Raw genomic sequence first — 23,321 nt, 5'->3', positions numbered from 1 at the left:
AAACTAAAAGTTTTGTTAAAGTAAACTATTGTTACTGTAAGTTTAATAAAAGTAAACTATTTCTCGTTATTTAAGAATAACAAACGAAACAAGGAGTAAGAAACATGCAGATCGGTCAAAAAATAAAACGTCTCCGCCTAAAAAAAGGTCTTACGCAAGAAGAATTAGGCGAAAGAACTGATTTGAGTAAAGGGTACATTTCTCAACTAGAGAGAGATTTAAATTCTCCATCAATTGAGACATTCTTTGCACTATTAGAAGTATTGGGCACAACCCCAAAAGATTTCTTTGATGATGATATAGAGGCCAAAAAAATTGTTTACACAGAAGAAGACCATACCATTTTTACAGATGAAGAAAAGGGGTATTGTATGGAATGGCTCATCCCTACTTCAAATGAAAAAGAAATGGAACCCGTATTAATCACCTTTGAAAGTCATGGAGAATTCAAACAATTTGAACCATCTCAATCTGAAACTTTTATTTATGTGTTAACAGGAAGAATAAGACTTGTTTTAGGAAAACAAGAATTTGTTGCCCCAAAAGGAAACACGATCTACTTTGATGCTTCAGATGAACATCAATTATTCAATGATTATTCAGGAAAGACCGAGATTTTACTTGTCGTAACTGAATCATATTTGTAGCTAAGGAGGCCCGTAAATGTCGGAAAACACAATTATACGTTTCGATCAAGTTTCGAAATCATATAGCGATGGTACCAATGTATTAAAAGATATTAGCTTCGAACTGGAGCGTGGTAAGTTTTATACTTTACTAGGCCCTTCTGGTTGTGGGAAAACAACCATACTTCGTCTCATTGCTGGTTTTATGGAACCAACGAGCGGCTCTATTTATTTTAACGGTAAGAAGATTAATCATGTACCCGCAAACGAACGCCAAGTGAACACTGTATTTCAAGACTACGCATTATTTCCGCATTTAAATGTTTTTGAAAATGTAGCATTTGGCTTACGGATTAAAAAAATAAGTAATACAGAGATTACAAAAAGAGTAGAAGAAGCCTTAAAATTTGTTAATTTAGAAGGTTATAGTCAAAGAGAAATTTCAGAAATGTCAGGTGGGCAAAGACAACGCGTAGCCATTGCTAGAGCGATTGTCAATGATCCAGAAATTATCCTTTTAGATGAACCACTCTCTGCTCTTGACTTAAAACTTCGTACAGAAATGCAATATGAATTACGCGAATTGCAACAACGATTAGGCAAGACATTTGTCTTTGTAACACATGACCAAGAAGAAGCGCTTGCCATGTCAGATGAAATTTTCGTTCTACATGAGGGAAAAATTGAACAAAGTGGTTCTCCTGTTGATATTTATGATGAACCTATAAACAGATTTGTAGCAGATTTTATCGGAGAGTCTAATATTGTAACAGGGACAATGGTAAAAGATTTTGAGGTAACATTTACTGGAAAGACTTTTGAATGTGTAGATAAAGGATTAAATCCAAACGAAAAAGTAGATGTAGTAATACGACCTGAAGATTTAGAAATAACTGATGCCACAAACGGTAAGCTTGTTGTAATCGTAGATACTCAGCTATTCCGCGGTGTTCATTATGAACTTTCTACTTACGATCAAGATGGCAATGAATGGCTTGTCCACTCATTAAAAAAAGCAGATGTTGGTGCAAAAATCGGCTTGGATTTTGATCCTGAAGCAATCCATGTTATGCGGTTAAATGAATCCGAAGAAGATTTTGATAGACGTTTAGAATCTTACGGAGATATTACCAATGCGTAAAAAAGGGAATTTACGCTCTATTATCCCCTACTATATTTGGATTCTTTTCTTTGTCATCGCACCGATTCTTTTAGTAGTGTACTATTCATTGTTAGATTTACATGGCCATTTTACTCTTGAAAATTATAAAAACTTCCTTACAAGCGTTTATTTAAAAATGACATTAAGTTCGTTTTGGTATGCATTTCTCATAACCTTATTTTCATTATTGGTCTCCTATCCAGCAGCATATGTCATTACGAAATTAAAACACAAACGTCTTTGGCTCATTTTAATCATTATTCCTTCATGGATTAATCTTCTATTAAAAACATACGCTTTTATCGGTATATTCGGAAATAAGGGTCCAATAAATGCATTTGTTCAAGCGATTGGATTACCACATCAACAAATACTATTTACAGATTATGCTTTCGTATTTGTTTCCGTATATATCTTCATACCATTCATGATATTACCGATATTCAATGCACTTGATAAACTTAACCCTGCACTAATTTATGCATCACGCGATTTAGGTGCTTCAAAATTAATGACTTTACAAAGAGTAGTGATTCCGTTAACAATGAATGGGATTAAAGCAGGAGTTCAAGCTGTATTCATCCCATCCCTATCCTTATTTATGATTACTCGATTAATTGCTGGAAATCATGTGATTACACTAGGTACTGCGATTGAAGAACAATTCTTAGTCACACAAAATTGGGGTATGGGTTCAACAATAGCTGTTTTCTTAATCATCTTTATGTTTATCATAATGTTTATTACTAGTGAGAGACGAAAAAGGAGCGGCACAACATGGAAAAACTAAGTAAAAAGTCAAAATTGTATATGTTTTTTGTATTTGCCGTCCTCTATGCACCAATTTTCTACCTCGTATTTTATTCATTCAATAGTGGTGATACAATGACGAACTTTAAATCTTTTTCTTTAACACATTATAAAGATGTGTTTCAAGATTCCAGGTTAATTGTCATTTTGATCAATACAGTTGTTGTAGCCCTTTTGTCTGCGCTAGTCTCTACGATTGTTGGTACTCTTGGAGCGATTGGGATGATAGCAATTAAAAATTATAAATTACGAAATATACTATTATCATTGAATAACATCCTAATTGTTAGCCCTGACGTTATTATTGGTGCTTCATTCTTAATCTTATTTACATTAGTCGGGATTAAATTAGGTTTTACATCTGTATTACTCGCACATATTGCCTTTAGTGTTCCGATTGTCGTCTTAATGGTATTACCTAAATTACAAGAAATGAGTTCTTCGCTTATTGATGCAGCATTAGATTTGGGCGCTAGCCGTCTAGATGTCATGACTCGTGTCATTTTGCCATTTATTAAACCTGGTATTTTCGCTGGTTTCTTCATGGCTTTAACCTATTCTTTAGATGACTTCGCTGTAACATTCTTTGTCACTGGTAATGGATTTAGTACTTTATCCGTTGAAATCTATTCCATGGCAAGAGCCGGTGTTTCCTTAACTGTTAATGCAATTTCCGGATTAGTATTCTCTGCAACACTTATCCTTGTATTAGGATATTATTTCATTGCGAATCGTCAAACAAGAACGGGGGCACAAAAATGAAATCGATCATTCGAGCAACCATTGCTATTTTATTAGTGTGTGCTGTACTTATGTATTCTGCGCATACATTGGATTCAACATCAGGTAAGACTGGCAAAAATATATTAACTGTTTATAACTGGGGAGAATATATTGACCCTGATTTACTAAAACAATTTGAAAAAGAAACAGGTATTCATGTTATTTATGAAACATTTGATTCAAATGAAGCCATGATGACGAAAATTGAACAAGGTGGAACAAATTATGATATCGCAGTTCCATCTGAATACACGATTGAGCAGATGAAAGAACGTCATTTATTAAAGAAAATCGATCATAATCAAATTCCAAATTTAAAAAATATTGACCCTGATTTCTTAAATCTAGACTTTGATAAAGATAACGAATACTCTATCCCTTATTTTTGGGGAACTGTAGGTATTGTTTATAACACGAAGCTATTAAAAGGCTATGACTTCAATAGTTGGGATGATTTATGGAATCCTTCTCTAAAAGGCCAAGTCATCTTAGTTGATAGTGCACGTGAAGTTATGGGTGTTGGATTAAATAGTATGGGGAAATCATTAAATTCTACTAATAGTGATGAATTAAACGCTGCAACCAACAAGCTTATTAAAATGGCACCCAATGTAAAAGCAGTTATTGGCGATGAAGTAACACAATTGATGATCAATGGAGATGCTGAAGTTGCATTAACTTGGTCAGGTCAAGCAGCTGATATGATGTTTGAAAACGAAGATTTAACATACACTGTCCCAAAAGAAGGATCAAACTTATGGTTTGATAATATGGTGATTCCCAAAACATCTAAAAATATAGAAGGTGCCCATAAATTTATCAACTTCATGTTGGATCCTAAAGTAGCTGCTCAAAATGCAGATTATGTTGGTTACTCTACCCCAAACAAAGCTGCATTAAAATTGCTTGATTCTGAGATTGTTAATGATGAACGATACTATCCTTCAAAAGAAGTGCGTAGTAAGCTTCATGTATATAAAAACTTAGGGAAAGAAAAAATTGGCGAATACAATGAGTTGTTCTTGAAATTTAAAATGTCTATAAGGTAAAATTTTCTAAAGGCTGTCCAATACAAGTATGAGTTTATCATTCTAGGGCAGTCTTTTTAAATTGCTATTAGAATATTTTCTATCAATCAATTTTATTGATTCAAGGAGTAACAAGATATATAATTGAATTTATCGCAAAAATACTTAGTAATACGAAATAAAGTGAAACTTCAATCAGTAGAAATTTTCCGACGTACAGCACGATTAGTGCCAAAGTTGCGATTGTCGTGGCGCTTTTTGCTTCCACCCTCACTGAATGTTAGTTTAACCAATCGGGCATTTACGGGCAGTTATCCCCCACCTATGCTTCTTCGCATTTCTTAAGCCATAGGGTCGGAGTCTAACCGCCCCGTTAATGCGGAAAAATAAGGAGAAAGATATATATATGAACAAACACAAAAAATTTGTGCTTATTTTATTAATGTTTGATATTTTTATAACGATGAGTGCAATTGGGTTAATTGTCCCCATTATGCCAAGTTACTTAAAAGAATTTGGTGCTAAAGGTCAAGTACTTGGGTTTTTAATTGCTTGTATTGCTTTTGCACAATTTATTTTTTCTCCCATCGCAGGGAGTCTATCTGACCGAATTGGTCGAAAAAAGCTAATCATTTTTGGATTAATCTTAAATGGTACAACTCAAATTTTATTTAGCTTTTCCACTCATATATGGGAACTTTTTGTTTTACGTTTCTTAACAGGCGTTGGCTCTGCTTTTATAGTTCCGCCTATTATGGCCTATACAGCTGATATCACAACATTGGAAGAACGCGGAAAAGCTATGAGCTTGATTGGCGCGGCTATTTCCTTTGGTTTTATGATTGGACCTGGAATTGGTGGAGCTCTGTCAAATGTAAGCATTCACTTCCCCTTCATCGTAGCTGGTAGTGCTACAATTTTAGCAGGAATCTTATCATTATTCTTTTTACCAAATGTTAAACCTACTGTTGTTGAAAAACCAACTGGAAATAATATTATTAAAGAAATACTTCGTTCAATTAAGAAACCTTATTTTGTCCTTTTGCTTGTAGTACTTGTATTTTCATTTGGTATCGCAAATTTCCAAGCTACTCTAACGATGTTTTTAACTTATAAATTCCAATATACGCCAAATGATATTGCGATTATTATGACTGTTGGTGGATTTGCCGGGGTAATCGTTCAAGGGGTTCTTCTTAACCGCTTATTCAAGCGATTTGGCGAAATGAACATTATTTTAGTCGGTCTTATTATCGCTGCCATCTCTATGCTTGGTATGGTTTTAGTTAGCAAATACTTTGCTATACTTTTCGTTACAACAGTATTCCAAACTTCCACAACGCTTATAAGACCAGCAGTAAATACGCTTATCTCAAAAGTAGCTGGTGATGAGCAAGGTTATGCGGCTGGCATGAATAATGCTTATATGAGTTTAGGATATATGATTGGTCCAGCAATAGCAGGTACGCTACTTGATTGGCATTTAAATTTACCGTTTATACTCGGAACAATTGTCTTGATTTTATGTTATGGCATTACTTTTATCTGGAACAAAAAATCTTTTTCAGTTAAACAATAGTTAAAAGCGACACTATAAATAGTGTCGCTTTTCTTTTTTATTTTGAAGTTTTATTTTGCTTTTTTCATATTGACTCGAAGTTTTTTCACAGAAATCGAAAGACAAATCACTGAAATGATTATATAAAAAATTAAATAGCCTGCCCAAACAGGCAACTGGATATTTGTCATCTCATAAAGAGAGTCTGATATTTCTGGTGAAATTAATGTAATCATTAATGCAATTGGATTAATCATTGCCCAAAAATGTGAAATGGGGGCAGCCTCTGTTTTTATTTCTACTGTATCCCCCATCATACTAATCCCCATTATAAAAAAGAAACCTGTGATACCTGTCAAAAATAGCATGGATCCGTATGTGGTAATCATAGAAATAATCGTTTTTCTAATTAATGTTGAAAACATAATTCCAATACTCGCAATCGCAATCATCGTAACAATTAAATATGCAAAGATAATCAGTAATTGCGACGGTGAAATACCACCGAATAAGAAAACTAAACTATATAGTGGCAGTCCAGCAATCAGTAATAGAAGTAGAAACACAATAGATGAACTCATTTTGCCGAAAATAATCTGAAAAGAACTTTGAGAAGTTGTAAGTAAAATATTCAACGTTTGCTTCTCACGTTCAGTACTAATTGCTCCTGCTGTTAAACCAGGTGTGATAAATAAAATTAACGCTAGTTGAACATAAGTCAACAAACCAAAGAGAAGGACACTTTGCTGTGGATTGATAAAACCGCTTCCAGTAAAATTCGTTGAAATGAAGATGAATCCAAACACGAATATACTAAGAACAATCAGATAAAACAGAATACCTGTGAAGCTTTTAAAAGATCGAAAACGAAGCTTCAATTCTTTTATCAATACAGGATTTTGCCATAATGACTTCATGCTTGGTCTACCTCCTTTAGTAAAGACATAAAGACATCTTCTAAATCTTTCTCATCTTCTGCAAAGGATAAAATAGGAAAACCTTGAAGCACTGATTGTTTTAGTAATTCCATTTGCTCTTCTTCAGAACCACTAAAACGAAATAGTACTTTACGCTCTTTCACTTCAATTGCTGACACGAATGGGTTTTCTTTAAAATATTGAACTGCCTTGTTCATATCAAATCCAACTTGATATTTTACTGTAATAAATCTTTCCCCAATTAACTGGGCTTGTATTTCAGAAACAGACCCATGTGCAATTAATTTTCCTTGATCAATAACGCCTATTTCATCACACATTTCTGCAAGTTCAGGAAGAATATGAGATGAGATTAATATCGTTTTCCCCATGCCTTTTAAATGTTTTAGAATATCTCGCATCTCAACACGGGCTCTGGGATCGAGACCAGAAGCAGGTTCATCTAGTATTAAAATTTTAGGATCATGGATTAATGTTCTAGCTAAGCACAGACGTTGTTTCATCCCTCTAGATAACACATCGACATATTCATTTCTTTTATGTGATAAGTTTACTAGCTGTAATAACTGAGGAATCAGCTTTTCTCTTTGCTCGACAGAAATTCCATAACTCGATCCAAAAAAGTCTAAGTACTCCTCCACCTTTAGTTGATCATATACACCGAAAAAGTCAGGCATATAACCAATTTGTTTTCGTATCTCCTCTGGGCTTTGCGTAACACTGATTCCATCAATATAGACATCACCGGCTGTTGGCTGTAATAGTGTTGCAAGAATAGAAAATGTCGTAGATTTACCTGCACCATTAGCACCTACAAATCCAAATACTGTTCCTTCTTTAATCGTTAGGTCAAGACCTTGTAATGCATAAAAGGAACCATATTTCTTTGATAATCCTTTAATTTCAATCATGGTTTGACCTCCCCTTTTAATTGTAATGTAGGAATTGTCGTTTCCGGATTTTCAGACATTTTCTTCTCCAATTTAAATTTCACTTTAGAATCTTTTGAGATATATTCTCCGATATTGTTTGATAATGTAAAACGATTTTCATTAATTGGTACATAATTGGATGTTTTTACATTATAAATTTGTAACTTTACATTTTCTGTATCTGTATTTGCTAACTGTAATTCTTTCCAGGTAATTTTTTTACTTTTTAGCATCTCAGGAATCGTCCATATAAAGTCATACGTACCTTCCTCGAGATACCAGACCATAGTGTTTTGTGGATCTTGGTTGGCATTTCCAGCATTAGAAATCGGATATAGATCCATATTCATTGAGTTGGCAGGTAAGACAAATTCTCCTTTCAAATTTGTACTCGGAGTAAAGCTTTGTACAACTAAATTAACTGCTGACATATCTACTTTTCCATTTTTCAAGTCTATTGGTGTAATGGATTCATCAATCCAACCGACCAATGCAGGATTTTCTGCATTGCCAATTAGATCGTATGCAAAATATTTAAGGAATTGCTTTCGATTATCCATAATATCTTCTTTATTCTTCACAGGACTTTGGCTGTTTGATATAATCGGCATCGCTGGTAACAACATTGCGCCATTAATTGTTTGTGCTACTTTTAGTGTTTGTTTTGGCTTCATCGTTCCTAACTTTAGCCACTGACTACCATACCAAATCGAAACATCATTTACTGTATAAGGTAAATTATTTTTAATACTACCTTTTATCGTACTGTCTGCAACTTTCAAATCAATTACGAAACTACCTATATTTTGAATATGCATTTCACCCGCCAAAGTGGCGACTGACCAATATCGATTGTTGCGAAGGGTTACTTCCTTCTCATTTTGATCTTGTTCTACTATTACCTTTTTATGAATCGTTCCAGAATCATTGGAATTTTGCATTAATGTTGTCGTACTATATGGCGATAATGCAAAAGTAAAATCACCACTACGGTTTGTTAGTAAAGAATTCAAATAGTATCCGCTTATACTATCATCCTCGTTGATTTTATAAACTGCAGATTGCTGAATTTGTGGTCTTGCTAGGCGATCTTTTGCTCCATAAGCAAAGACCAAAACGGAAACCAAGAAAGAGAGTGCTGGAATAATCCACCAGGCATATTCCCTTTTATCCTTCCTTTTCAATACATAATATAATAGTGGTGCAACGATAATAATATAAATAATAATAACTATAATCAAAAGCATAGTTGAAACTTGGAACGTTGGGAACAATTCATTGGAATTAGCATTCCCTTCAAAAAAGCTCATTTTATCATTTGCTTCGCTTGTTGTTTTATTTAGTGGAATCACTTTTCCAAGCAGCTGATCATAGTCTTTTTCATTTGAAAGTGGCTCATCACCTAACGAAAAAGTTGTTTGGATAATTTGGCCGTTTCCTAAGATTTCCTTTGCCGCTAAAATATTATTATTTATCTCTAGTATTGTTTTAGCTTGTTTTTCTTTTATAGCTTGATAGACGGATAATTTAGAAGAAAACTTGATTTTTTCTTTCTGAATATCTTTGGGAGAAATTTCTACCATTCTATTACTTAAAGATAGAGGTAAATAATTTTGGAATATTCCAATTTCAGCGCTTAAATTATCAGATGCTCCAATAACAATAATTCCCCCTGATTTCACCCATTCCAATAATGATCGTTGTTCTTCCTCATTTAAAGAAGACATGGCGTATTCATCTATCACGATAATATCAGCCATTGACCATCCATTTGCCGTTGTTGGAATTAGGTCTTGTTTCATTTGGCCAAGATGAATGATTTCTGAAGGATGTGGATTGTTTGTAAATAATTTAGAAAGGGCAGATAAGCGATCTACGTTATTCGTAAATGTTAATAAAAATGTATCTTCAGCTTCTCGCATTTGAGGTTTTATTTGTTTATCGCCTGTAAAACTTATCTCATCGTTTTTTTTCCAACTGTCTTTATAAATATGAATTGTTTTTTGGTTAGGATTACCATTTGAGTACATCGTCGAGAAATAATCCAGCATTACTTTTATGTTCTTTTTCTCATTTGATCCAATATCTAAAGGAACGACTATTCCCATCCCGCCTGAATATCCTTGTTGATGGTCTATAACGAGATCCCCCGAAAATGCATTACCCTTATTTGTTATTGTCAACAAAACTGGAAGGCCTTTAGATTCTTTCCCCTTATTGTCAAAACCTGCATTTACTTTGATATCTAACTGTGTTTTGGCTGAAACATTTAGCGAGAAGGTTGTTAAGAGTAAGAACGATATAAATAAAATCATACATACAAAAAACATTGTCAGCCTCTTCTTCAAAAAATAACCTCCTTTTCTTTAATACTATACCCCCAGATTTTTATACGTTTTTTCGATAGTAAAAGTTCCATAACTGTAAAAAATATTTAATTATGACAAAATTCCTATTAAAACGATATTGAATCTCATATGGAAACTAAAATGAAAGATAAAAAAGAGCAAAAGATATTAAGTAAACTTATACCTTTTGCTCTTTTTATCATTTAAATAATTTTACTAACTAAGTCATTCAATTATAACGTTATCTTTCGCAAAAATTGCTCAACAAAACGAACATTTACATCAATCAAATCCTCATCTGGTTGAATTGATGCATGATGTAATCCAAATTCAGTATTTGCACCACCCCAGAACATTGCTCCTGGAATTTCCTTTAAAAAGAAACCAAAGTCTTCACCCGTCATTGCTGGTGGGCACTCATAAGCTTCTACTCCAGGCATTTCTTGTGCGAAAGTCAGTAACGCATTTGCACATTGTTCTTGATTATATACTTGATAGTACGATGAGCCATAATCAATCTCTACTTTGCATTCGTAAGCAATTTCAGTTGCCTTACATAATGCTTCTATACGCTTTTTGATTAGAGCCATTGATTCTGCAGACATAGTTCGGATTGTGCCTTCTAATCGAGCATTTTCTGCAATGACATTTTGCACATAGCCTGAAGTCATTTTACCAATTGTAATGACACCACTATCAAGCGGGTTAAGATTACGACTAATAATGGTTTGAAGCTGTATCATTAAATTAGCCGCTGCTACTGTCATATCCTTTGTATTATGAGGATACGCAGCATGCCCACCTACACCATGTAGATCAATAAAGAGTTCTGAAGTGTTTGCAAAAAGCATACCTGCTCTTGTTGCGACTGTTCCAACAGGGTATTCCGGAGCAATATGCATCGCAAAGATATAGTCTGGTAATAGATCTGGACGTTCTTGTTGCATCCATTCAAGCATTGGTTTTGCACCACCAGGGCCCTCTTCAGCAGGTTGGAAATAAATAATGATTGTATTTTCAGGTTGCTGTTTTGAAAATGCTTCTACCAAACCAAGCGCTATTGTCATATGGAAATCATGCCCACAAGCATGCATGAATCCTGGATGTTCTGAAGCATAAGGCAAACCAGTATTCTCTGTAATTGGCAATGCATCAATGTCTGAACGCCAGCCTAATTTTAGGCTTGGATTTAACCCTGTAATGGTAACAATAATCCCTGTTTTCCACGTATCAATTTTGAAATACGGCTTCCACAATTCCTCGATCACATTTAATAAATATTGATGTGTCTTTTTCTCTTGAAACCCAATTTCAGGGATTTTGTGCAAATCCCTTCTTATCTCTAATAAAGACTTCAACGTATCAACACCTCTTATAATTGACGAAGGTCTTGCATAATTTCTGTTTTAGATTTTGTTTTTTCATCGATTTCTTTGATGACTCTAGCTGGTGCTCCAACTACAACAGTATAAGGTGGTACGTCTTTTGTTACCATTGCGCCTGCTGCAACAACAGCACCTTTTCCGATACGACAACCTTCTAGAACTACTGCATTCGCACCAATCAAAACATTATCTTCTACTACTACTGGATCTGCACTTGGTGGCTCAATAACGCCAGCAAGAACTGCACCAGCACCGATATGGCAATCTTTACCAACTGTAGCTCGTCCGCCTAATACCGCATTCATATCGATCATTGTACGATCTCCGATTTCAGCACCGATATTGATTACACTGCCCATCATAATAACAGCATTATCACCAATCGTTACTTGGTCACGAATGATTGCGCCTGGTTCAATACGTGCATTGATACCTTTAAGATCTAATGTTGGTACTGCTGAATTACGACGATCATTTTCAACAACGTAATCTTCAATAAGATCCTTATTGTCTTCTAATGCTTTTTGGATTTCTGCCCATTCTCCAAATACTACTACAGAATTGCCTTCTCCAAAAACTTTGCTGCCTTCTCCAAATGCTAAGGTAGATACATTATTCCCCTTAACATAAACTTTCACAGGTGTAGCTTTTTTAGCATTTGCTAAATATGAAATGATTTCTTGCGCGTTTAATTTTTGCATTCGACAATTCCTCCTATAAATATGCAATATGCCCCTATTGTAACATGAAAAATAACAAAATTTCATTTATTTTTGGAATAATCATACAAGCATTCTGCACGTTTTTTCACAAGTTCTACAAATGCCGCTACTTGTCTTAGCTCAAATGAAGATTCATACCCAACTAACCAAGTATCTCTTGTTAACTCGAATTCTTCTTCATCATTCGTTAATGGAATTTTATTAACCTTTTCGTGTCCACTTAACGTAATAGATGGCAAAATCGCATAACCAATTCCATTTAACGCCATTTGTTTACAGGTTTCAATTTGATCGACAGTAATTAGATGTCTAGGTTTCGATGAAAAATGTCGTTGCCACCATTGTTGAATTTCTTGATAGTAATTTGAATCACTTTTAAATTGAATGAATGGTCTATCCGTATTAAAAACATCTTCAATTGATGTAATCTCTTTATCAACTAAGTATAAAGTATCTCTAAAAAGATGTTGCTTTACACCCTTCCAATCAATATGACCACGTACGATTCCAACATGCGCTTCACCATCATATAGTGCTTTTATAATTTCAGAACTCCAGCCTGTGATGAGTGAAATTTTCGCTTCTGGATATTGCGTCACATAATCTTTTAACACTTTTGGCAACCATGTATGACCAACGATAGATGCACAAGCAATTTTTAAAGTACCATGGACTTTAGAATTTGACGATTGGATAATTTCGTATATATCTTCTTTTTTTGTTATCATCTCAATTGCATATTGAATAACAAGTTCTCCAGCTGGAGTAGCGGTTAATCCTTTTTGTGACCGAATAAAAAGTTGCGCTCCCCAATCTTTTTCAATTGACTGTAGACGTTGGGATAATGCTGGTTGTGACAGAAATAACCGTTCTGCAGCCTTTCGCATATTTCCTTCTTCAGAAAGAACTTTGATGATTTGAGCCTCTGTAGTTGTCATTCAAAGTACCTCCTTTTCTATATACATGAATAATTATAGACGAGTTTTACGTTTTTATAAAAAGAAAAAAAGGTCCAAATTAAAAATGGACCCTTTTTCTTTCAATCTTAAATTTTAGAATTAACCTTGATAGATATGTTTTTTTAATTGTTTAAGGATTACACGTCTTGTCATAATACCAACAAATTTTTCTTCATCATCTACAACACATAAAAAAGCATGATTAATCACGAGATCGAGTGCTTTTTTAAAATTGTCATTGATATTAAGCGTAGCTACATTTGCTTCCATAATATCATTTACTTTAATGCTGTCTAATTTTTCGAATTCAATATGGTCGAGTCCTAATATAGATTCTGTAATCATGCGCATACTTAGTAAACCATGTAAGCGATATTGCGCATCGAGTACGGGAATAGAGGAATAACCGGTTTTTGTGAGGACAAGTAAGGCATGCTCTGCATTATTTCCTAATTGTACATGTGCAACTTTTTCTGAAGATATAATCAAATCAGTAATCGGCATTTCAAGAAAATCTCTGCTAGTCATAGAAATCATAGTATATTCTACCCCTTCACTTGTTCAAAATTGAACAAAAACTACAATTCCATCTTACCATAGACTATTCAAAGTTTTCCATTATTGTACGTGAAAGCATTTTCATTTCCCTCACTTTTCATCAAAAGTTGCCATGTACACTTAGATTTTATCTATACAATAAAATATAATAAATCATAACTAAACCTATAAAGAGTCCAGCAATTCCATACATCCAGATAATTGGATTCAACATGGTTGGATTATTTTCAACTGTTTTGGAATAGACTTCATCATGTGCTCCACTTTGTATTTCTTGTCTTTTTGCAACTCGCATTGTCCATACTAATGAAGCTAAACTAATCAATACAATGACGAAAATTAATGGCCAAGTCCATACACCCATAGAAATCCCCTCTTTCTTTTTATCATATTATGGCTCAGGAAGTTCACGTGTATTCACACTACATATACAAAGAAAATAAAAAAGACTGTAGGTAAACTTATTTTTAGTTTACCTACAGTCTAAAAATCATTTTAAGTACAATTTATGTGAGCATTGTCATTGGTATTTTCTCCATTAATTCACAGATTGGTAATGGTTTACTAAATAAAAAGCCTTGTGCTTTTTTACAATGATGATCTTTTAAAAAACCAACATGCTCGTCCTTTTCAACGCCTTCAGCAATTACATCTAATCCTAGACTATGTGCCAGGTGAATAATTGTTTTTGCAATGGCGCGGTCTTTTTCATCTGTATCCATATCTCTTATAAATGATTGATCAATTTTAATGATATCGATGGGATATCTTTTTATATAACTCAATGAAGAATATCCTGTTCCAAAATCATCAATAGAAATAATTAGCCCCATACTTTTTAACTGTTTTAGTATAGTCATGGTATCTTCAGCGTCTGTCATTGAACTCTCAGTAATTTCCAACTCCAGTAATTCTGGTTTTATATCATATTCCTTTAAATACCGGAAAATTTTAGAAGAAAATTTATCCTCTCTAAATTGCTTTGGTGAAATATTCACAGCTACTCTAATATTAGAAATCCCTTGTTTTTTCCATTCATATAGTTGTTTACAGGCCTGTTCTAATACCCAATCACCAATTTCTATTATTAATCCTGAATCCTCTGCAATTGGAATAAAAGTACTTGGTGGGACAAATCCAAATTTAGGATTTTGCCATCTAAGCAATGCTTCAAAGCTTGTTATTTTTTCAGTTTCTAAATCAATTTGTGGTTGATAATATACCATTAATTCATTTTTATTTATTGCATTGCATAAATGCCCTTCTATAAGTGCAGTATTACGGAATTGATCCTCCATATTATTTTGATAAAAGCGATATCCTGAACGACCTCTTTCTTTTACATAAGAAAGTGCTTGATTTGACTTTCTGATCAATTCTTCAAGTTTCTTCCCTTCACTTGGATAAATGGAGATTCCAATAGATGCTGTTATAGATAATTCTAATTCTGCAACGATGAATGTTTTTTTTATTTTTTCAATTGCAGTCATGGCAATCGATTGAATTCCTTTTATAGTTTCATCCTGGACAATAAAAATAAAATGATCTCCATTTATTCTATAAAGATGGGTATTTTCATTTGTTATTTGAGAAAGACGATTCGATGCTTCTCTTATAATATTGTCCCCTATTGTAGAACCATATGTTTCATTGACTTTTTTAAAACGATCTAAATCAATTGATAGGACAGCTACCAATTGTTTTTTCTCTTTTGCTGCTTGTATTACTTCTAGAAAATGTTCATTCAATGCTTTGTTATTCCCTAATCCTGTCAATTGATCAAGATATGACAAGTAAGAATAGTTAATGAGTTTTTCACTTTCAGGAATAATATCACGTAATATGAGTAAAACATTACCATCCGATTGTTCTGCAATAATTGGGACACTTTTTATATATGTAACTATTGTTTTTCCTTCTATTGTTCTCATACCACAATCAGATAATTCAGCAGGGCACTTTAGAAAAAGCGTTTCTTCCACCAACTTACGCAAATTGTCTTTCGAAAAAAATGTTGTGAATTCATATATTGACTTTCCAATCGTTGATTCATCCATGTAACCAAATTTTGCTTTTGCTGCTTGGTTGCTATTTAGGATTGTACTATTATAATCAATTATTAGTATTGGGTCTAAATTTTCTTCAAATAAAGTTATGAATTCACTATCATGAAGGTGATTCACTATCTTACAAAAATAGTAAGAATCAAATTCATCTTTTCCTACATTCACGCTGATTTGCTTATTTGAATCAATACTTTCCATCATCACATCAGATATTGGGTTTAATAACATAGGTTTTAATACCGACCAAATAGTTGTCGGCAAATAGTGTTCCGCTAATTGAACGTCTTTGTGTAAATGTCCAAATTTCTTTTGGCAATAATCATTTGTAAAAATAATATTGAATTGATCTCCTAGACGATGAATTAAAAAAAATAGGGAGTTTTGTTCGAATCCACTGTAGTACTTCTCAATTCCCCGTAAAGGCATCAGGTCTAAAGTTGTCTTTTTCATGTACTGCCTCCAACGAAAACATATACTATATGACTATTCTAATAGATTTCGAATAAATTGAATACAATAACAAAGTAAATTAATTGAAAATTTTATGAAAATTCGTTATTGATTTACTCTACTATTCTTCATCTGCCAATTCGCGGAATGCCTCTTTTAAGAAAATTTCTTGGCTATTAATTGAAGGATCAGATTCTTTTTTTTCTTTATAATGATAAATGCTATCTGAACCCTGAACACGTGCTTTTACATTGTCACAAATTTCAGTTTCCACAATTTTCATAATACGTTTTTTAATGTCTGTATTGAAAATAGGAAATAAAATTTCTACACGTTTTACCATATTTCGCGTCATCATGTCTGCTGAGGAAAGATACACTTTATTCTCACCGTTATGAGCAAACCAGTAAACGCGTGAATGCTCTAAGAATCTTCCTACAATACTTGTGACTGTAATATTATCACTTATTCCTGACACACCTGGTCGTAAACAACAAATACCACGTATAATTAAATCTATCTTCACCCCTGCAATGGATGCTTCATACATTTTCATGATTAATTCTTTATCAGTTAATGAGTTCATCTTTGCATAAATGTGGCCATTACCATATTTCTTTTGACATACAATTTCTTCGTCAATCAGTTTAATAAATTCATCACGAATATCGTAGGGCGAAACAACTAAATGGTTAAAATTAGGTTTTTGAGTATATCCACTTAAATAATTAAAAAAGTTTGTTGCATCAATACCAATTTTCTTATTTGTTGTAATGATGCCCATATCTGTATAAACTTTTGCAGTTGCATCATTGTAGTTTCCAGTACCTAAATGAACAAATCGTTCAATTCTTCCTTGGCGTTTTCGAACAACCAATGTAATTTTCGAATGTGTTTTTACATTATGCATTCCATAAATAACTAAGCAACCTGCTTGTTCTAATTCTTTAGCCCAATGTACATTATTTTCTTCATCGAATCTTGCTTTTAATTCCACAAGAACGGTAACTTGTTTTCCATTTTCTGCAGCTTGCTTTAATGCTTTAATCACTGGTGAGTTACCGCTTACTCGATATAAAGTCTGTTTTATTGCAAGGACAGAAGGATCTTCTGCTGCTTCAGTTACAAAATCAACAATTGGTACAAATGATTCATATGGATGATGGAAGAAAATATCTTGGGTTAAAGCCTTCTCGAAAATATCTTCTTCAGAAGCTAAATCCTGCGGAGCCTGAGGAATAAAACTTTCATATTCTAAATACTCCCTACCCTTAGCAACTTCGTTGCAGAATGAGAATAAGAATGTTAAATCTAGAGGGGAATCAAAACTATATATATCTGCTTCCCAATCATCTAATGTGTTTAAAAGGTATTGTAAGACGAATTGATCCATTTCACCTGCACTGATTTCAATGCGACTAACCGCACCCCATTTTCTTTTTTTCAGTTCTTTTTCAATTTCAACAAGAAGATCTCGTGCTCCCTCTTCATGAAGAGTTAAATCTGCATTACGTGTCAATCTGAAAACTTGGCTAGACTTTACTTTATAACCCAAAAATAATTTATCAATATTAGCAGTAATGACATCCTCTAATAACACGCCACGAATTTCATCGTCTTTAGATGGAATTTTTATAAAACGCTCCAATACAGATGGAACTTGTACAATTGCTATTTTTTCACGAAATTCTGGTTCTGCTTCATCATGTTCAAGGAGTACAAAAATGTTCATCGTTTTACTTAGCAAAGTAGGAAATGGTCTGTACGCATCTACTGCTACGGGTGTCAATACTGGAAAAATAATATCCTCAAAGTATTCATTTAAGAATTTCTTTTGTTCTTCATTAATCGATCTTGTTTTTTGCAGAAAGACTTTTTCTTTTGGAAGTTGTTTCAATACTAATTCCTTATATACTTCATTTTGACGTTTAACAAGTAATTGTGTATCTTCTGCTATTCGGGTCAATTGTTCCTTGGGTGTCAAACCCGCTTTATTTTCTGGCTTATGGTATCCAGCCCTTATTTGATCTTGTAGCCCTGCAACCCTTACCATAAAAAATTCGTCTAAATTAGAACTAACGATAGCTAAAAATCTCAATCGTTCTAAAAGCGGGTTATTTTTATCTTCAGCTTCTTGAAGTACGCGTTCATTAAATGCCAACCAGCTTAATTCTCGATTGTTATAATACTGTGGTTTTGCAATTTCACTTAAAATATTTTTTGTAGCTACCATCATCTATCCATCCTTTTCAAAGAAGTGTAAAGTAACCGTTCCTGGAAATAACTTTTCTATATGTTTTTTTTGACGGTTAACTCTATACTTTTCTGCTAATGCATTTCCTTTAGTGTAAATTTGAATGTCCATATTTTGTCCATTCGGCTCCAACTTTATGTCATCTACTATTTTACGTTTTGATGCATCGAGTGCATATGTGAACTTTAGTACAGCACCAATTATCTGAATTTGTTTTAACTCTTCTTTTGAAAACCATGTAAGAAACGGCTCAGTATATCTTTTAAAATCGTCTTTGTTTTTATAAGAGGATAACAAAGCTAATCTTATTCGATCTTTATGGCTTAACCCGTCTATTGAACGATTTGATAGAAGGTAGAATGTATGTTGACTTGCTGCATCCGCTTCTAAATATTCACCCAAATTAAATAACTTTGCTGCTTGCATCATCATGTCTAATTCTTCATACTTATATTGCAATACACCATTTTTGCAAAACTCACGATATATTTTTTCACACAACTCGATAAAATACTGATTATGTTCTTCTGATTTTCCAAACTCTTGAGCTATCGTATTTACGTTAGCTTCAAAAACATGTTGTTTGTCAAAAGCATTTGGATTTTCCTTAAGTATTCTTTCAATCACTAGACCCTCTCTAAGCCCTTTTCTGCTAAATTGAAAGATAGGACTTCCTACAACATCCATTAACGCCTGAAAAACTTCTAAAACTGGTGCAATAATATCTGCTCGGTCGCTAGATAAACCGTCTAAATTTTTCAACTCTTCAAAACTTAACTCTGCAATTTCTATACGAATTGCATCAAAATCTAGTTTTGACATTTTATATTGGTGTATTCCGGAAATTGGATAGCCCTTTTTCCGCTGATCCATTCTGGCAATATTACGCGCGCTACCTCCGATACCGATAACAGGTAGGTGAAGATTCTTTAACCACTTCAAAGATGAAAACTGCTCTCGCGCAAATTGATAGATTTTTTGACGCTCTTCAGCTAATAACGTGTTACTATTCATAAATTGTTGTTTTAGTGAAACAGACCCAAATGGAAAACTATAGGAATAGATTAATTCTTTATCTTTAAAATATGTAATTTCAGTACTTCCACCACCCATATCAATCGTTACCGCTGATGGGGTAGCTAATGTGTGAGTCACTGCCAAATAACCGTAATATGCCTCTTGCTCCTCAGATAATAACTGAATATCGATACCAATTTCCTTTTTCATCTTTTCTAATATTTCTTGCCCATTTGTAGCTTGGCGAATAGATGCAGTAGCTGTTGCTAGAATATCAAATATTCCATAGTCATTTAACAGATCATTAAAAGCGACTAAAGTATTTTGTAGTTTTAGAATTCCTTCTTCTGACAATTCTCCAGTAGATAAAATATAGTTACGTAAACGTGCAACTACTTTGATATTTTCTATTTCCTTTAACCCTTGTTTTTGGGTATATTTATACAAAACTAGTCTTATCGTATTAGACCCGATATCAATAATTGCAGTTTTAAAATGCATTTAGTCACTTCCTCTTGATTTGTCCACTTACTATATACAATGAATTATAATATTGGTATTATAATATATTATAGATTGAATGGTCAGAATTTTCCTTCATATCTTAAAGTAAAAATTAATTTCTATGAAAGGTAGGTTTTTATGAGTACTCAACATAAAGATGGAGAAATAGCAACTGCTATTTATACAGTTAACAAACATGCAAAAACTGCCCTCGATAATCGACCACTTTACACATTAAAACGCCTAGCTCTCGAGAAAATGATTTGTTCGGGTCGTGCTACGAAAATTGGTTTACATTTTGTCAATAAACCTCGTTTTAGTCAGCAGCAATCTGCTGTAGTGATTAAATGCGGTGATTATTATTTTCACACATTACCAAAGAAAGAGGATTTTAAACACTTACCCCATTTAGGTAGTCTTGATGAATCCTATCGTAATCCTCGAAGAAAAATGAGTCTCAATGTTGCTAAAGGTATCTTAAATGATTTCCTTGAATTAACATATCCAAAGCAAGTTGCTCATACTAATCGTTTAACACCAAGGAAAATTCACGATCAAATGAAGAAAAATGAATACTATAAAACAAGCAGCTATTTTTATGGACATTAATGCATTTTTTAGATAAAAACCGGAATCTCACTAAATAGATATCCGGTTTTTTATTATTCTTATAAAGTGAAACTTCAATCAGTAGGGTTTTCCGACGTACAGGATGTACTAGTGCCAACGTTGCGATTGTCGTGGCGTTTTTAGTTGGCCACCCGATTGGTTCAACTAAACCTCTGCTAACGCTTCGGTAAGTTTCACTGTATCTCACCAATCGGGCATTTACGGGCAGTTATCTCATCCTCTGCCTCTTCAAATTTCTAAAACCCTGTGGTTGAGGCTTACCGCCCGTTATTGCGGGATAAAACTAGTTCATCAACTTTCAAAATTAGCTCAGCAATTTCCGGTTTACTAATTTGACTTTCCGCTCCAACCTCTTCACCTTTATGACGTAAATCATCCGTTATCAGACTTGAAAAAATAATGACTGGTAATTTTTTTAAAATTGGATGTGATTTCACTTGTTTTGTTAAGTGATGTCCATCCATCTGAGGCATTTCAATATCTGTTACCATCAATTGAACAAAATCACTTATATCATCTGTTTGATCTACAATACTCAAAAGATATTCTAATGCGTCTTTACCATTTTCAAATAGCTCAACATTTACATACCCTGCTTCTGCCATGGTATCATGTAACAGTTTACGCAATAGTGGAGAGTCTTCGACAATAATAATTTTCTTTTCTGATCGTTCTCGATTTCCGAGTTTTCTTACAGATGCTACATTAATACCAGATTCCGGATTAATATCCACCATTATTTTTTCAAAATCTAATAGTAGTAACATTAAGTCATCTTGCTTAATGACACCAATTACTTGTGAATTACTACCTTGATACATATCTGATGGCTTCTCAATTAATTCCCATGTTATGCGATGAATTTTCGTTACATTATCAACATGAAATACTACCTTTTGTCTATTAAATTCTGCAACGATATATTTTTGTTGATTTTGGTAAGGAGTATTTGCTAACCCTAATACTTTTTTCATATCAACTACAGGTAATACTTCCCCCCGCAATTGAATAATGCCTTCAATATATGGATGAGCATGTGGAATGAAGGTCAATGGAGTAGGTTGGATAATTTCCTTCACTTTAATTACATTAATACCAAATTTGTTAGAATCGATTTCGAATTCAACAATTTCAAGTTCATTTGTTCCACTTTCTAATAAAATACCTTTATTTTCATACATTAGTTTCGCCTCCTGAAAAGCCACTTTATACTAAGTCTATTGTATCATACAAGCAAAATTGCATTTACTTTAATTTGTGACATTTGGACGAACTCTCAAATGTATAATCAAACCAATTATCGTCATTATAATTAGCGACGAGAGGGCAAATCGACTTGCAATCGTACCATAATCTCTTAGTAATAAAGTAACTGTTCCATAGATAGCTGGACCAATAATTGATGATACTTTTCCTGAGAAGGCGAATAATCCAAAAAATTGTCCTCGTTTTTCTTTAGGCGACATTTCTATAATAAATGTCCGTGAAGTAACCCACATCGACCCAAGAGAAATTCCAAACATACTTCCTGCAATCCAGAACATCCATGGAGCTACTGCAAGAACGGCTATAATTAATGCAATAATCATTAATATGGAAACACAGGTTATTGCACGTTTGGCTCCAATTTTCTTTGTAATATAACCAAATGCTAAAGAGCCAATAATTGTTGCAACGGTTGATACTAAATATAGCAATATAAATTCATTCGAAGTAAATCCTACAATAGCTGTAGCGTAAACTGCCATCATCGCAATGGTCGTTGCAATGGCATCATTTATAAAGAAGTAAGCAATCATGAAAGTGAAAATTGCTTTATATTGTTTCATGTCTTTAAAGGTTGCAATGATTTCTCGATATCCTTCTAAAAAGAAAAATTTCCTTCGTTCCTCTTTTGATATAGGCTGATCTTTATTGATAAAGAATAATGGCAATGAAAATAATAAATAGAGTACGGCAGTTGGAATGAAAGCCTTGTGGAAATTTGAATTTCCAACGTAAAGATAAACAAGTAATCCAAATAACGTACCCAAATAGCCCACCGCTACACCAAAGCCAGAAATCAGTGGCATTTCCTCTTTTGTTCCTAAATCAGGCATCATCGCATCATAAAATACTAAACTAGAATTGAAAAAGAATTTTGCTATAACAAAACTAACGACGACATAAAACAAACTAATTGGAATACCAGCATGAGAAGTTCCAAATTCAACCGAACTAAATACTCCCATTAGAAATGTAAAAAGAATTGAAATTAGCGCAAACCATACGATAAATCTCTTTTTTAATCCTGTACGATCAATCCATACTCCAAAGAGTGGTGAAAATATAACTAAGAAAAAACCCGAAATGGCGTTAGCATAGGAAATAAATGTACTTGCGATCTGTTGCTTTACTTCATTTGAACCTAATGTTTCATCCATGTAAAAAGGAAAGAATATCGTGTTAATATTGGATGAAAATATCGTATTGGCAAAATCATACAATGCCCAAGATAATATGGGTAAAGAGAGATATAAAGTAAGTGATCTACGTACTTTTGAATTACCGAACTGTTTCTCCAATGCTCTACCTCCGTTAAAATATTATTT

General features: G+C 33.5%; 20 protein-coding genes. 7 read left to right on the top strand and 13 right to left on the bottom strand.

The window, feature by feature from the left end; all coding sequences use genetic code 11:
- Nucleotides 1–104 precede the first annotated feature (104 nt).
- From ACWV26_RS03765 to ACWV26_RS03740, 6 genes are all read left to right on the top strand, one after another.
- The gene (locus ACWV26_RS03765; RefSeq protein ID WP_455897043.1) at nt 105–647 is read left to right on the top strand and encodes a helix-turn-helix domain-containing protein; all 543 of its coding nucleotides are present in this window, start codon (nt 105–107) and stop codon (nt 645–647) included.
- Between the two features lie 16 nt (nt 648–663).
- Nucleotides 664–1,767: an ABC transporter ATP-binding protein gene (locus tag ACWV26_RS03760; RefSeq protein ID WP_455897042.1), complete on the top strand. Its 1,104-nt coding sequence runs from the start codon at nt 664–666 to the stop codon at nt 1,765–1,767.
- Complete coding sequence (locus tag ACWV26_RS03755) at nt 1,760–2,578, top strand: ABC transporter permease (RefSeq protein ID WP_455897041.1); 819 nt, start codon at nt 1,760–1,762, stop codon at nt 2,576–2,578. Before ACWV26_RS03760 ends, ACWV26_RS03755 begins: the two co-directional genes overlap by 8 nt.
- Nucleotides 2,566–3,360, top strand: a complete 795-nt coding sequence (locus tag ACWV26_RS03750; protein WP_455897040.1) for an ABC transporter permease — start codon at nt 2,566–2,568, stop codon at nt 3,358–3,360. The genes ACWV26_RS03755 and ACWV26_RS03750 overlap by 13 nt, the downstream gene beginning before the upstream one ends.
- Complete coding sequence (locus tag ACWV26_RS03745; RefSeq protein ID WP_455897039.1) at nt 3,357–4,430, top strand: ABC transporter substrate-binding protein; 1,074 nt, start codon at nt 3,357–3,359, stop codon at nt 4,428–4,430. Before ACWV26_RS03750 ends, ACWV26_RS03745 begins: the two co-directional genes overlap by 4 nt.
- Before the next feature lie 385 nt (nt 4,431–4,815).
- On the top strand, nt 4,816–5,988 hold the full coding sequence (locus ACWV26_RS03740) for an MFS transporter (protein ID WP_455897038.1): 1,173 nt from the start codon (nt 4,816–4,818) through the stop codon (nt 5,986–5,988).
- 50 nt (nt 5,989–6,038) lie between these two features.
- Here the strand turns inward: ACWV26_RS03740 and ACWV26_RS03735 are convergent, their stop codons facing one another.
- The 11 genes from ACWV26_RS03735 to ACWV26_RS03685 all read right to left on the bottom strand — a co-directional run bounded on the left by ACWV26_RS03735 (nt 6,039) and on the right by ACWV26_RS03685 (nt 20,097).
- Nucleotides 6,039–6,884: an ABC transporter permease gene (locus ACWV26_RS03735; RefSeq protein ID WP_455897037.1), complete on the bottom strand. Its 846-nt coding sequence runs from the start codon at nt 6,882–6,884 to the stop codon at nt 6,039–6,041.
- Entirely contained in the window at nt 6,881–7,816 is a 936-nt protein-coding gene (locus ACWV26_RS03730; protein ID WP_455897036.1) for an ATP-binding cassette domain-containing protein, read from the bottom strand. Before ACWV26_RS03730 ends, ACWV26_RS03735 begins: the two co-directional genes overlap by 4 nt.
- Nucleotides 7,813–10,185: a hypothetical protein gene (locus tag ACWV26_RS03725; RefSeq protein ID WP_455897035.1), complete on the bottom strand. Its 2,373-nt coding sequence runs from the start codon at nt 10,183–10,185 to the stop codon at nt 7,813–7,815. Before ACWV26_RS03725 ends, ACWV26_RS03730 begins: the two co-directional genes overlap by 4 nt.
- Nucleotides 10,186–10,418: 233 nt before the next feature.
- Nucleotides 10,419–11,543, bottom strand: a complete 1,125-nt coding sequence (locus tag ACWV26_RS03720; protein WP_455897034.1) for an N-acetyldiaminopimelate deacetylase — start codon at nt 11,541–11,543, stop codon at nt 10,419–10,421.
- A 14-nt stretch (nt 11,544–11,557) separates the two neighbouring features.
- Nucleotides 11,558–12,271: a 2,3,4,5-tetrahydropyridine-2,6-dicarboxylate N-acetyltransferase gene (dapD, locus tag ACWV26_RS03715; protein WP_455897033.1), complete on the bottom strand. Its 714-nt coding sequence runs from the start codon at nt 12,269–12,271 to the stop codon at nt 11,558–11,560.
- 62 nt (nt 12,272–12,333) lie between these two features.
- The gene (locus ACWV26_RS03710; RefSeq protein WP_455897032.1) at nt 12,334–13,230 is read right to left on the bottom strand and encodes a LysR family transcriptional regulator; all 897 of its coding nucleotides are present in this window, start codon (nt 13,228–13,230) and stop codon (nt 12,334–12,336) included.
- Between the two features lie 120 nt (nt 13,231–13,350).
- Entirely contained in the window at nt 13,351–13,788 is a 438-nt protein-coding gene (gene cbpB, locus ACWV26_RS03705; RefSeq protein ID WP_455897031.1) for a cyclic-di-AMP-binding protein CbpB, read from the bottom strand.
- Between the two features lie 148 nt (nt 13,789–13,936).
- Nucleotides 13,937–14,173 carry a hypothetical protein gene (locus ACWV26_RS03700; protein WP_455897030.1) on the bottom strand — a complete coding sequence of 79 codons (237 nt, stop codon included), beginning with the start codon at nt 14,171–14,173 and terminating at the stop codon, nt 13,937–13,939.
- Nucleotides 14,174–14,315: 142 nt separating this feature from the next.
- Complete coding sequence (locus ACWV26_RS03695) at nt 14,316–16,325, bottom strand: EAL domain-containing protein (protein ID WP_455897029.1); 2,010 nt, start codon at nt 16,323–16,325, stop codon at nt 14,316–14,318.
- A 121-nt stretch (nt 16,326–16,446) separates the two neighbouring features.
- Nucleotides 16,447–18,561, bottom strand: a complete 2,115-nt coding sequence (locus ACWV26_RS03690) for an RNA degradosome polyphosphate kinase (protein ID WP_455897028.1) — start codon at nt 18,559–18,561, stop codon at nt 16,447–16,449.
- Complete coding sequence (locus ACWV26_RS03685; RefSeq protein WP_455897027.1) at nt 18,562–20,097, bottom strand: Ppx/GppA phosphatase family protein; 1,536 nt, start codon at nt 20,095–20,097, stop codon at nt 18,562–18,564.
- 141 nt (nt 20,098–20,238) lie between these two features.
- On the opposite strand from ACWV26_RS03685, the gene ACWV26_RS03680 reads away from it, so the two are divergent.
- Nucleotides 20,239–20,709 carry a YkyB family protein gene (locus ACWV26_RS03680; RefSeq protein ID WP_455897026.1) on the top strand — a complete coding sequence of 157 codons (471 nt, stop codon included), beginning with the start codon at nt 20,239–20,241 and terminating at the stop codon, nt 20,707–20,709.
- A 278-nt stretch (nt 20,710–20,987) separates the two neighbouring features.
- Here the strand turns inward: ACWV26_RS03680 and ACWV26_RS03675 are convergent, their stop codons facing one another.
- Nucleotides 20,988–21,911 (bottom strand): chemotaxis protein, encoded by a 924-nt coding sequence (locus ACWV26_RS03675; RefSeq protein ID WP_455897025.1) that lies wholly within the window; start codon nt 21,909–21,911, stop codon nt 20,988–20,990.
- Nucleotides 21,912–21,980: 69 nt separating this feature from the next.
- Entirely contained in the window at nt 21,981–23,294 is a 1,314-nt protein-coding gene (locus ACWV26_RS03670; RefSeq protein ID WP_455897024.1) for an MFS transporter, read from the bottom strand.
- Nucleotides 23,295–23,321 lie beyond the last annotated feature (27 nt).

The sequence above is a fragment of the Rummeliibacillus sp. JY-2-4R genome (assembly GCF_053847205.1).
The sequence above is the reverse complement of the archived record's forward strand: the minus strand, read 5'-3'. Positions and strand labels throughout refer to the sequence as shown.

Bases quoted from the DNA above. Each gene is read 5' to 3' on its own strand.
- ACWV26_RS03765 (WP_455897043.1), top strand. From the start codon at position 105: ATGCAGATCGGTCAAAAAATAAAACGTCTCCGCCTAAAAAAAGGTCTT.
- ACWV26_RS03760 (WP_455897042.1), top strand. From the start codon at position 664: ATGTCGGAAAACACAATTATACGTTTCGATCAAGTTTCGAAATCATAT.
- ACWV26_RS03755 (WP_455897041.1), top strand. From the start codon at position 1,760: ATGCGTAAAAAAGGGAATTTACGCTCTATTATCCCCTACTATATTTGG.
- ACWV26_RS03750 (WP_455897040.1), top strand. From the start codon at position 2,566: ATGGAAAAACTAAGTAAAAAGTCAAAATTGTATATGTTTTTTGTATTT.
- ACWV26_RS03745 (WP_455897039.1), top strand. From the start codon at position 3,357: ATGAAATCGATCATTCGAGCAACCATTGCTATTTTATTAGTGTGTGCT.
- ACWV26_RS03740 (WP_455897038.1), top strand. From the start codon at position 4,816: ATGAACAAACACAAAAAATTTGTGCTTATTTTATTAATGTTTGATATT.
- ACWV26_RS03735 (WP_455897037.1), bottom strand. From the start codon at position 6,884: ATGAAGTCATTATGGCAAAATCCTGTATTGATAAAAGAATTGAAGCTT.
- ACWV26_RS03730 (WP_455897036.1), bottom strand. From the start codon at position 7,816: ATGATTGAAATTAAAGGATTATCAAAGAAATATGGTTCCTTTTATGCA.
- dapD (WP_455897033.1), bottom strand. From the start codon at position 12,271: ATGCAAAAATTAAACGCGCAAGAAATCATTTCATATTTAGCAAATGCT.
- ACWV26_RS03710 (WP_455897032.1), bottom strand. From the start codon at position 13,230: ATGACAACTACAGAGGCTCAAATCATCAAAGTTCTTTCTGAAGAAGGA.
- cbpB (WP_455897031.1), bottom strand. From the start codon at position 13,788: ATGATTTCTATGACTAGCAGAGATTTTCTTGAAATGCCGATTACTGAT.
- ACWV26_RS03700 (WP_455897030.1), bottom strand. From the start codon at position 14,173: ATGGGTGTATGGACTTGGCCATTAATTTTCGTCATTGTATTGATTAGT.
- ACWV26_RS03695 (WP_455897029.1), bottom strand. From the start codon at position 16,325: ATGAAAAAGACAACTTTAGACCTGATGCCTTTACGGGGAATTGAGAAG.
- ACWV26_RS03690 (WP_455897028.1), bottom strand. From the start codon at position 18,561: ATGATGGTAGCTACAAAAAATATTTTAAGTGAAATTGCAAAACCACAG.
- ACWV26_RS03685 (WP_455897027.1), bottom strand. From the start codon at position 20,097: ATGCATTTTAAAACTGCAATTATTGATATCGGGTCTAATACGATAAGA.
- ACWV26_RS03680 (WP_455897026.1), top strand. From the start codon at position 20,239: ATGAGTACTCAACATAAAGATGGAGAAATAGCAACTGCTATTTATACA.
- ACWV26_RS03675 (WP_455897025.1), bottom strand. From the start codon at position 21,911: ATGTATGAAAATAAAGGTATTTTATTAGAAAGTGGAACAAATGAACTT.